At 69.7% G+C, this 10,277-nt stretch carries 8 protein-coding genes; 3 read left to right on the forward strand and 5 right to left on the reverse strand.

Going from position 1 to position 10,277, the window contains the following annotated elements; all coding sequences use genetic code 11:
• Positions 1–184 precede the first annotated feature (184 nt).
• The gene (locus ACFWX1_RS45635; protein WP_378396190.1) at positions 185–673 is read right to left on the reverse strand and encodes a MarR family winged helix-turn-helix transcriptional regulator; all 489 of its coding nucleotides are present in this window, start codon (positions 671–673) and stop codon (positions 185–187) included.
• A 56-nt stretch (positions 674–729) separates the two neighbouring features.
• Here ACFWX1_RS45635 and ACFWX1_RS45640 point away from each other — a divergent pair, with 56 nt between their 5' ends.
• Positions 730–2,145 carry an MFS transporter gene (locus ACFWX1_RS45640; protein ID WP_378396191.1) on the forward strand — a complete coding sequence of 472 codons (1,416 nt, stop codon included), beginning with the start codon at positions 730–732 and terminating at the stop codon, positions 2,143–2,145.
• Between the two features lie 72 nt (positions 2,146–2,217).
• Here the strand turns inward: ACFWX1_RS45640 and ACFWX1_RS45645 are convergent, their stop codons facing one another.
• Positions 2,218–2,811 (reverse strand): TetR/AcrR family transcriptional regulator, encoded by a 594-nt coding sequence (locus ACFWX1_RS45645; RefSeq protein ID WP_378396192.1) that lies wholly within the window; start codon positions 2,809–2,811, stop codon positions 2,218–2,220.
• Between the two features lie 102 nt (positions 2,812–2,913).
• Between ACFWX1_RS45645 and ACFWX1_RS45650 the strand changes: the two genes are divergently transcribed.
• Positions 2,914–3,693 (forward strand): SDR family NAD(P)-dependent oxidoreductase, encoded by a 780-nt coding sequence (locus ACFWX1_RS45650; protein ID WP_378396193.1) that lies wholly within the window; start codon positions 2,914–2,916, stop codon positions 3,691–3,693.
• A gap of 190 nt (positions 3,694–3,883) precedes the next feature.
• Here ACFWX1_RS45650 and ACFWX1_RS45655 read toward each other — a convergent pair whose 3' ends face one another.
• The 3 genes from ACFWX1_RS45655 to ACFWX1_RS45665 are packed head-to-tail and all read right to left on the reverse strand — an operon-like array spanning position 3,884 to position 7,724.
• Complete coding sequence (locus ACFWX1_RS45655; RefSeq protein WP_378396194.1) at positions 3,884–4,726, reverse strand: nitroreductase/quinone reductase family protein; 843 nt, start codon at positions 4,724–4,726, stop codon at positions 3,884–3,886.
• A 19-nt stretch (positions 4,727–4,745) separates the two neighbouring features.
• Positions 4,746–6,308, reverse strand: a complete 1,563-nt coding sequence (locus ACFWX1_RS45660) for an acetolactate synthase large subunit (RefSeq protein WP_378396195.1) — start codon at positions 6,306–6,308, stop codon at positions 4,746–4,748.
• A 42-nt stretch (positions 6,309–6,350) separates the two neighbouring features.
• Positions 6,351–7,724, reverse strand: a complete 1,374-nt coding sequence (locus tag ACFWX1_RS45665) for an FAD-binding oxidoreductase (protein ID WP_378396196.1) — start codon at positions 7,722–7,724, stop codon at positions 6,351–6,353.
• Positions 7,725–7,857: 133 nt separating this feature from the next.
• Between ACFWX1_RS45665 and ACFWX1_RS45670 the strand changes: the two genes are divergently transcribed.
• Entirely contained in the window at positions 7,858–9,279 is a 1,422-nt protein-coding gene (locus tag ACFWX1_RS45670; protein WP_378396197.1) for a hypothetical protein, read from the forward strand.
• The last annotated feature ends 998 nt before the right edge of the window (positions 9,280–10,277 follow it).

Here is a 10,277-nt window from a genome sequence, read left to right on the forward strand (position 1 = left end):
CTCCCACACCACAGCCGCCGCCCCCCCCGGCCGCGGGGGGGGAGCGGGGGGGTGGTCCGTGTGGGTTCCATCCCCCCCATCCATTCCCACAACCCCCCCCTTCAGTACGTCTTCGGGATCAAGACTGGACGCGAAGCGTCTCCGTTGAGGGTGGTGGCGGGGGCATGGGTGGAGAACGTCCCCTTCAGCTCTCCTCGTCGCGCGGCCAGGGCGTGGTGCCCTCCAGGGCTTCGATGTCCTCGTTGAACCGGCGCAGCAGCTCGAAGAACGTGTGCCGGTCCGCGGCGGACCAGTGCGTCATGATCATGTCGAGACCGGCCCGGTGCTGGGCCTGATCCTGGCGCAGCTTCCGCTTGCCTTCCGCGGTGGCGCGCAGTTTCCGCGCGAGCCCGCCGCCGGGGTCCGGGATGCGCTCGGCGAGTCCCTGCCGCAGCAGCGCGGCGACCTGGCGGTTGACCGTGGACACGTCGAGGCCGAACGCTTCGGCCAGTTCCCGCAGCGACATCGGCTGGTCCGCTTCCAGCCTGCTGAGCAGCAGGAACGCCGAGCGCTCCAGCGCGAGCGGCGTCGCCAGGCTGTGCGGCAGGACCTGGTGCCTGCTCAGCAGTTTCAGCTCGCGGCTGAGCCCGTTCAGCACGTCGGCTCGATCACGTACGGTCCGTTCGCCGGTCATGATGTGTATGATCCACAACGTGTGTATTGTGCACAAACAGACTCGCTGGGGTATTCGTGTCTCGTTCGGGTGACTCCCGTAATCCGTCGCTGATCGTCGGCGTCCTCGCCTCCTGCGGCCTGGTCGTCTCGTTCATGCAGACGCTGGTCGTCCCCCTGATCCCGGCGTTCCCCCGGCTCCTGGACACCACCGCGACCAACGCGTCCTGGGTGGTCACGGTGACGTTGCTGGCGGCCGCGGTGGTGACGCCGGTGAGCGGCAGGCTCGGCGACCTCTACGGCAAGCGCAGGGTCGTGGTGGGCAGCCTCGTGCTGCTCATCCTCGGCTCCGTGCTGTGCGCGCTGACCAGTTCGCTCGCGCTGATGATCGTCGGCCGCGCGCTGCAAGGGCTCGCGATGGGCATCGTCGCGCTCGGCATCAGCATCATGCGCGACGAGATCCCGCCCGAGCGGGTCGGCGGCGCCGTGTCGCTGATGAGCGCGACGCTCGGGGTCGGCGGCGCGCTCGCGCTCCCGATCGCCGCGCTCGTCGCGGAAAACCTCGACTGGCACGTGCTGTTCTGGGGCTCCAGCGCGCTCGGCGCGTGCTGCCTGGCGCTGATCCTGTTCGTGGTCCCCGAATCCCCGGTGCGCAGCCCCGCCCCGTTCGACTACCTCGGCACGCTCGGGCTCGCCGCCGGGCTGATCTGCCTGCTGCTACCGATCGTCAAGGGCGGGGAATGGGGCTGGGGCAGCGGTACCACGCTCGGGCTGGGCGGCGCGTCGGTCGTGCTCCTCCTGGGCTGGGGCTGGTACCAGTTGCGCCGCCGCGACCCGCTCGTCGATCTGCGGGTGTCCGCGCGGCGGCCGGTGCTGTTCACGAATCTCGCGTCGATCCTCGTCGGCTTCGCGCTGTACGCCATGTTCCTGTCGTTCCCGCAGTTGTTGCAGGCACCCACGGCGACCGGCTACGGGCTGGGCCTGACGATGCTCGTCGCCGGTCTCTGCCTGATGCCCAACGGTCTGGTGATGATGCTGCTGTCGCCGGTGTCGGCACGGCTGACCACCCGATTCGGCGCCCGCAGCACGCTGATGATCGGCTCGGCGGTGATCGCGCTCGGCTACGTCTTCGCGCTTTTCTTGCTGGACAACGCTTTCGAGCTGATCGCCGCGTCGGTGATCATCGGCGCCGGGGTCGGCATCGCCTACGCCGCGATGCCGTCACTGATCATGGGCGCGGTGCCGGTGAGCGAGACCGGCGCGGCCAACGGGCTCAACTCGCTGATGCGCTCGGTGGGCACCTCGACCTCAAGCGCGGTGATGTCGACGATGCTCGCGAACATGACGATCACCGTCGGCGTGGTGACCGCGCCTTCGCTGACCGGCTTCCGCGCGACGTTCGTCGTCGCCGGGGTGGCGGCACTGGCCGGTATCGGCTTCACCGCGCTGGTACCGAAGACCCGGAAGGAAACCGGCGAACTCGTCGCCGCCTAGCGCGCTCCCCGAGTCACGGGTATCGCGCCGGGCGCGGTCGCCGCCGAGCGCGGACCTCGTCGCGGCGCGTGCTCACCTGCCGGGTCCTGGGGTGCCGGTCGCCCAGGCGCGCGCGGCCGATGCGGCGATCGTGTCGATGCGTGGCGGGTCGACGACATGGCGGAGGTTCCCGCCGACAGTGAGGGCGGCGACGCCGTGCGCGATCGACCACAGTTCGGCGGCGCGATCCACGAGCTCCGCCGGTGGGACGTGGGGCGAGAGCGCTTCCGCCAGCTGTGTCTGGACGCGGCGGGTCTGGTCGAGTAGCTCAGGATGGGCGGTCTTGTCGATTCCGGCGGCGAACATGACCTCGAACCGTGCCGGGTCCTCACGGGCGAACGCGACGTAGGCGACGGCGATCTGCGCGGCGCGGCCGGTGAGCGTCGGCTCCAGGGCGAGGGCGGTGAACTGCGCCTCCAGTTCGGTGAAAGCGTGCTGTGCGGTGGCGGCGAGCATCGCGTCGCGGTCGGCGAAGTGACGGTATGGCGCCGAGAGGGACACGCCGGCGCGGCGAGCGGCTTCGGAAACGCTGAATCCCCTCGCGCCACGTTCCCGGACCAGCTCGATGGTCGCATCCAGGAGCGCGTTCCTCAGATCGCCGTGATGATACGTGTCTCGCCCGGCCATGGATCCTCCCAATGTTGAAGCCTCTCACATACTTGGCTACGCTCAATGTGAGAGATTATTACATCGAGTGTGAGCGGCCGGCGGGCCGTGGACGGGAGACCGATGCGGTACACAGGGACCACCGCGCTCGTGACCGGGGCGAGTTCCGGGATCGGCGCCGAGTTCGCGCGCCGGTTGGCCCGTCGTGGCGCGGACGTGGTGCTCGTCGGGCGCCGGGAGGACGCGTTACGGGAACTGGCGGCGGACATCACCGTGCGGACGGGACGCCTGGCGCGTCCGGTGGCGTTCGATCTGCGCACCGAGCGCGGCGGGCCGCTGCTCAAGAAGCGGCTGGACGCGCTGGAGATCCGGGTGGACACAGTGGTCAACTGTGCCGGTATCGGGCTGACCAAGCCGTTCGCGGACTCCACCGAGGACGAGGTGCGCGCGCAGCTGCACCTCGACATCGTCGCCCTGGTGGAGATCTGCCATGCCTTCCTGCCGGATCTGGTCGCCTCCGGGCGTGGTGCGTTGTTGAACGTCGGGAGCCTGACCGGATACCTGCCGGTGCCCTTCATGGCCGTCTACTCGGCGGCGAAGGCGTTCGTGATCCGCTTCACCGAGGCGCTCGCGCACGAGTTGCGCGCCGCGGGGCCGACGGTGATGGTCGTCTCGCCGGGACCGACGCGCACCGAGTTCTACGCGCGTGGCGGCACCGACACCAGCGGCACCCGGTTCCAGACACCGGAGCAGGTGGTGACCACGGCGCTGAAGGCACTCGACCGGCGTACCCCGCCGGTCAGCGTCGTCTCCGGTGGCGCGAACCGCCTCGTCCGCCGCCTCGTCGCACTGCTGCCGACCCGCACCGCGCTCAAGCTCGCGGAGTCGCGACCTGCCACGTAACCGGCAAGCGCGGCCGCCGAAGGCCCGGCGGGACACCGGCGAACCGTGTGACGTGTCAGGGCGGACTCCGCTCGCGAGTGTTCTGGAACGCCGAAATCAGCCATCCTCCGGTGCCCTGGACGCGACGAAGGTCTGGACCGAATCCGCTCCGGTCGGCACTGTCTGTCCCTCGGTCCGTGATCCCTGAGTGCTAGTCGAGGTCGACGCGCACGGTGAGCAGGTTCGTGCCCACCGTGCGCACGACGAGACTGTTGAACCACGGCAGTTTCCGCAGCCGTACCCGAGGATCGTCGTCGTCCACAATGGACGCAGTGCCGGTGCGCCAGCGGCCGTCGAGCTGAAGCCGGACCCGGGGGTTCGCCTCGAGATTCCGGACGTACTGCGACTGGCGGCCGAACTCGGTGACGATCCAGAACGTCGAGCCTTCGAGCCGTCCACCGATCTGCGTCTCCCTGGGCAGGCCGGAACGCCGCCCGATGGTTTCCAGGACGGCTTCCCCGGGCAGGAACCGGGCGATCCGGCGGGAGATCGGGTTCGCGACGTGCCGCTGGACCCAGAGGACGGCCAGTGGCGGGGCCGGCCGCCGTGCCGCGTCGGTGAGCAGGAAACGCAACGACCAGTGGTGGAACGGCGTGATGAGCCGCCACACCACACGGCTCGGGACGCTGCGAAGCTCCACGAAGGTCGCCAGCGTCACCGCGGATTCGCTGGTACGCAGGACGAGATTCGCGCCGAGCCCGAGCCGCCAGTCGACCGAGAGCCGGATGTGGTCGTCGGAGCGCTCGTCGATCTTCCAGCCCAGCAGGTGATCCGCTGACCGGAGCGGGCCGAGACGCGCACCGAGTAACGACCAGCCGAGGACGAGGAGATGCCGCAGCGGCCCGTTTTCCAGCACGTCCCGCAGCCACTGCTCGGGGCTGCGGGACGTCGCCTTGACGGTGTCCATGCGGAACGTGTCCGCGTAGTCGACGCGGTCGAGCACGGCCAGCGAGCGGATCTCGCCGGGCGGGTCGATCTTCGTCACGGTCGGCATGTCTGTCCCTTTCGGACGGTCAGAGCAGCGGCGGGACGACGGCGTCGATCAGGTGCGGGCCCGGCTCGGCCAGTGCCCGCGCGAACTGCTCGGCCAGCTCTTCGGCGGTGGTCGCTCGCGTCGCCGGGACACCCATGCCCTCGGCGATCTTCACGAAGTCCATGTCCGGCCGGGACAGGTCGAGCAGCTCGTTCGCCTTGGGGCCACCGCTTTCCGCGCCGACGCGTTGCAACTCCAGCCGCAGGATCGCGTACGCGTGGTTGTTGAGCACCACCGTCGTCACGTTCAGGTTCTCCCGCGCCTGCGTCCACAGAGCCGAAATCGTGTACAGCGCGCTGCCGTCGGACTGCAGGTTGATCACCGGCCGGTCCGGCGCCGCGACAGCCGCACCGGTGGCCACCGGCATGCCGTACCCGATGGCGCCGCCGGTCAGCGTCAGCACGTCGTGGCGGGGCGCGCCCGCCGTCGCCGCGGGCAGCAACAGCCCGGAGGTGTTGGCCTCGTCGGCGATGATCGCGCGCTCCGGCAACAGCGCGCCGATCACCTCGACCCAGTTCTGCGGGGTCAGCGGCCCGGATGGCACCGCAGGCCGGGAAGGCTGCTGCAGCACGGGTTCCGTGTCCACGGCGACCAGTTCGGCGACGTCGGCCAGCGCGGCGACGACGTCCTGCCCGACGTCGGCGAGCGTGTGCACCTGCGCGCCCTCGGGCACCAGGTCGCTCGGCTTTCCTGGGTAGGCGAAGAACGAAACCGGCGGCTTCGTCCCGGCGACGATCACGTGCTTGACGCCGTCGAGCTGGTAGGCGACCTGCTCGGCGAGGTAGCCGAGCCGCTCGATCGACGGCAGCCCCGCGCCGCGCTCGAGCCGCGAGGGGAACGTCTCGACGAACACCTTCACCCCGGTCGCCGCCGCGATCCGGCTCGCCGCCAGCAGTCCCGGCTCGAAGCAGGCGGCGCCGCCGATGAGCAACGCGACCGGTTCACCGCTGCCTAGCACCTCGGCGACGTTCTTCACCGTGGCGGCATCGACCGGCTGGGGTGCTCGCGGCGCAACGGGTGTGGCGACTTCGCCGCCTTCGCCCCATGAGACGTCCGCGGGCAGGATCAGCGTGGCGACCCGGCCGGGGGCGTCCTGCGCGGCCGCGACCGCCGCGGCGGCGTCGGCCCCGATGTCCTTCGGGTGGCCCGAACGGCGGACCCAGCCTTCGAGCGAGCCCGCGACGGCATCGATGTCGGATTCCAGCGGGGCGTCGTATTGCTTGTGGTAGGTCGCGTGATCGCCGACGACGTTGACGATCGGAGTGTGCGCGCGGCGCGCGTTGTGCAGGTTCGCCAGGCCGTTGCCGAGGCCGGGCCCCAGATGCAGCAGCGTCGCGGCCGGTTTCCCCGCGATACGCGCGTAACCGTCCGCGGCACCCGTAACGACGCCCTCGAACAGCCCGAGCACACCACGCATTTCGGGGACGGAGTCGAGCGCGGCCACGAAGTGCATCTCCGACGTGCCGGGGTTGGCGAAGCACACGTCGACACCGGCGTCGACCAGTGTGCGGATCAGGGACTGGGCGCCGTTCAGATCGGTCATGCTCTGCGCTTTCTCTCTATCCACTGTGTCTGTCCACTGTGGTCATCCGAACAGGACGGACGGGTTGAGGATCCCGGCCGGGTCGAAGGCCTGCTTGAGGCGCCGCATCAGCTCGAGTTTCCCCGGATCCTCCAGCTCGCGGTAGTACCCGGCCTTGGTCTGGCCGAGCCCGTGCTCGCCGGAGATCGCGCCGCCCAGTGTCATCGCCAGCGCGAAGATGTCGGTCAGCAGCTTCTTCCGCGTCGCCGGGTCCTTGCAGAAGATCGCGAGGTGCACGTTCCCGTCGCCGGCGTGCCCGCAGCCGAGCGCGCCGCCGCCCGTGGCCAGTGCCATTTCCCGGGACTTGGCCAGGAATTCCGGCATCGCCGAACGGGGGACCACGACGTCGATGACGTCGTCGGCCCCGACGGATTTGGCGGTCCAGAAGGCTTTCTCCCGTGCCTCGATGAGCTTGCGCGCGGAGATTCCTTCGAGCACGTAGACTTCGGTGGCGCCCAGTTCGCCGAGCAGCTCGCCCAGCGTCTCGACGTCTTCGTGCAAGCGGTCTTCGTGCCGGTTCTCCAGCGCCACCACGAGGTAGGCCTGGGTCTTGTCCCGGATTTCGTCGGGGACGCCGAGTTCGAGCTTCTCGGTGTAGACGATCGCGCCCATCGTCATGTTGTCGATGTATTCGAGGATGTGCGGGTCGAGACCGGCGGCGACGATCTTCGGCACCGCGGTCATCACCTGGTCGAGATCGCCGAACGGGGCCAGTACGGTGGCGCCGTTCGGAAGCCGGGGGTGCAGCTTGACCGTGATCTCGGTGGCGAGCGCGAGGCTGCCCTCGGAGCCGATGATGAGCTGCGTCAGGTCGTAGCCGGTGGAGATCTTCGAGACCTTGCCGCCGGTGCGGATGATCTCCCCGGTCGGGAGCACCGCTTGCAGGCCGAGGACGTTGTGGCGGGTGACGCCGTACTTGACCGCGCGCATGCCCCCGGCGTTGGTCCCGACGTTCCCGCCGACGCTCGCGCTCAGCTCGCCGGGATAGACGGTGTAGCCGAGCCCGGCCTCGGCGGTCTTTCCGTCCAATTCGGACAGTGTGACGCCCGGCTGGACGACCGCGACGTGGTTGACCGTGTCGACCTCCAGCACGGCGTTCATCCGCTCGAAGGAGACCACCAGCCCGCCCGCCTCGGGACGGCAACCGCCGGAGAGGCCGGTGGCGGAACCACGCGCGGTGACGGGAATACCGAGTTCGGACGCCGCCTTGAGCAACTCCGCGACCTCCTCCGCCGTCGACGGCTTCGCGACGTACGCCGGCCTCCTCGGCTCGACGCTCAACGCTTCGTCGTGCCCGTAGTCCTCCGAGATCGCCTCGCCGACCAGCAGGTTCTTGTCCCCGACGATCCCGGCCAGCCGTGCCGCCCCATCGCCCATCGACAGCCTCACCCTCGTGCGCCGTTGCCTTGTTACCGCAGCGTAGTCCCTGGCGGCGACCGCTGGCCATGAACATTCTTCACGTTTACCGATGGTGTCGCGCCGGGTGCCGGGCCGGGAGAGGATGAGGACCATGCCGCACGACGAAGAGGACTTCGTGGCCGACGAGATCGACTTTCTCCGTGAACTGGGTCCCCGGTTCACCGGTTCGGACGCGCACGAACGCCTCATCGGCCGTGTCGCGGGGCAGCTCGCCGAATTGGGCCTGGAGGTACGCGAAGACCAGCACACCTTCACCCGCTGGGAGGTGCCCGAGACCGGCGTCCGGCTCACGGCTGGTGGTCAAGACGTGGAGATCTCCTCGGCGTTCCCGTACTCGGGCGCGACCGGGCCGGACGGGGTTTCCGGCCCGCTGCGTCACCTTCGGGGGCCGCTGCCGCGCTGGTCGCGGGCTCGCGGCGGGATCGCGGTGGTCGAGATCCGCAACCGCGCGCTGCCCTTCGGTGGCATCGTGGGCACGTGGGACCCCGGCGACGCCTGGGGCCGGCTGGCGAATCCGCTGGTGCCTGCCACGCTGGCCGGGCTCGGGCTGAAGCGGGCGCGGCGTGCCGGCGTGCGGGCGGTCGTGTTCGTCTGGCGGGGGATCAGCGCGGCCAACGCGCGGGGTCAGTACATCCCGTTCACGTTGCCCTATCAGGACATTCCCGCGGTCTTCGTCGCGGGCGAGGCGGCAGACACCGTGCTCGGCGCGGCCCGTGGTGGCGAGCGGGCGACGCTGGTGCTCGACGCCGTCCTCCGGCCGGACACGCCGACCCGGACGGTGTGGGCTGCCGTCGAAGGCACCCGGCGGCCCGAGGAGACCGTGCTGGTGGTCAGCCACAGCGACGGGCCCAACGTCGTGGAGGAGAACGGGCATCTCGGGCTGGTCACGCTCGCCCGCGAACTCGCCGGGCGGCCGCCGGAACGCACCGTCGTCTTCGTGCTCACCACGGGACATCTGCGCATCCCGGCGCTGACCGATGAAGGTCAGGCCACCACACGCTGGCTGCACGATCACCCGGACTGGTGGGCGGGCGGCCCGGGCGGCAGGCGTGCCGTGGCGGGGCTGGCGATCGAGCACCTCGGCGCCGTCGAATACCGGGACGATCCCGCGACGGGGTCGTACGGTCCCACCGGCGCGGCCGAACCGGAACTGCTCTACGCGACGACGCGGGAGCTGGCGTCGCTGGCGGATCTCGAGTGGCGCGGTGCCGAGCCGGGCCCCACCCGGGTGTCCGCGCCGACCGCGCTGATCCACTTCGGCGAGGGCGAACCCCTTTACCAGCAACGGATTCCCGGCATCGCGCTGGTCACCGCCCCGCAGTACCTGCTCGCCGACCGGCGGGGCCACCTCGTCGACGTCGCGCTGGCGTGGCGGCAGATCGACAGTTTCGGCAGGCTCCTGCGGCGTCTCGACACCCTGCCCGCGGACAGCTTCGGTACCGTCCCCGCCCTCACCCCATCGCGCCGGATCGCCGCGATCGGGAAACTGCTCGGCGGGTTCCGCCGGCGGTGAGCTCTCGTACGGCGTGGCCACGTCCGGGGTAAGCCGTCCGGGGCTTGCGTATTCGTCGGGAAATGAGGGCAGCCCGGCCGCCGTGAACGGCGCCGGGCTGTTTTCAAGACCATTGTTCACCGGGGTTCCACCCGGTGAGGTGGTCGGGGGCCGACCCGCGCCAACGTGCCGACCCCCGGTCGTTCAGATGCGCCGGGTCAGACGAGCCAACCGAGCAGGTGCGCCAGGTGCGCGAGCACGCCCGTGAGGATGTCGTGGGCGTGGTGCGCGTGCTGGGCGAACATCTGCATTTCAGGTCTCCCTTTTATCGGATTTGTTTTCTTGGGTGCTCTCGCGATGAGCAAGGGGAGATTTTCAGCTGATTGGCGCGGTGTCAAAAACCGTCGGAGTCTCTTTCTTGAGGGCTACTGGGAGCGCTTAATCCTCCTACGATAAACACGTAAGGCTTTCGTGTTTTGCGGCGGGGTCTCTCTTTCGGTGGTCGACCACTCTGGGTAGCACCTGGGGTGGCGATCACTCTGGGTGATTACGATCTTGATGGGGCAACCGGGTGTTGCCGTCCCACGAAACGGTGAATGTGTTGCCACGAATGGTGAAACTCCGAAGGTTCACACGGCCGGGTGATCACCGCCTCGACCTCGACGCGATGCCCCAGCGTCACCGCCCCCTGCGGGTCCTACCTTCAGGGGCGAGTCCCACGTTCGGGGCGTGAGTCCCACGTTCACCGGCGCGAGTTCCACGTTCGGGAGCGCGAGTTCCACGTTCAGGCGTCCGAGTCTCCCGGTCGGGCGAGAGCCGAGCGTGCTGAAGGGCGCTTTCAGTGCGTCGGACGTGCTGAAGGGCGCCTTCAGCACATCGAGCGCCGAGGCCGGGAAAGTCCGATGCGTGGCAGGCGCAAGTAGCCGCGCCGTGCAGGCGCGACGGTTGAGCAGGTACGGCTGGGCGCGGTGCGGGGAAGTCCGTGGGGGCCTCCTTGAGGGACCCAGGGTCCCTCAAGG

The organism is Amycolatopsis sp. NPDC059021 (assembly GCF_042739895.1).
Lineage (GTDB): Bacteria > Actinomycetota > Actinomycetes > Mycobacteriales > Pseudonocardiaceae > Amycolatopsis.

Coding starts and splice junctions, on each gene's coding strand:
- ACFWX1_RS45660 (WP_378396195.1), bottom strand. CDS start 6,308: ATGACCGATCTGAACGGCGCCCAGTCCCTGATCCGCACACTGGTCGAC.
- ACFWX1_RS45655 (WP_378396194.1), bottom strand. CDS start 4,726: ATGCCGACCGTGACGAAGATCGACCCGCCCGGCGAGATCCGCTCGCTG.
- ACFWX1_RS45665 (WP_378396196.1), bottom strand. CDS start 7,724: ATGGGCGATGGGGCGGCACGGCTGGCCGGGATCGTCGGGGACAAGAAC.
- ACFWX1_RS45635 (WP_378396190.1), bottom strand. CDS start 673: ATGACCGGCGAACGGACCGTACGTGATCGAGCCGACGTGCTGAACGGG.
- ACFWX1_RS45645 (WP_378396192.1), bottom strand. CDS start 2,811: ATGGCCGGGCGAGACACGTATCATCACGGCGATCTGAGGAACGCGCTC.
- ACFWX1_RS45670 (WP_378396197.1), top strand. CDS start 7,858: ATGCCGCACGACGAAGAGGACTTCGTGGCCGACGAGATCGACTTTCTC.
- ACFWX1_RS45650 (WP_378396193.1), top strand. CDS start 2,914: ATGCGGTACACAGGGACCACCGCGCTCGTGACCGGGGCGAGTTCCGGG.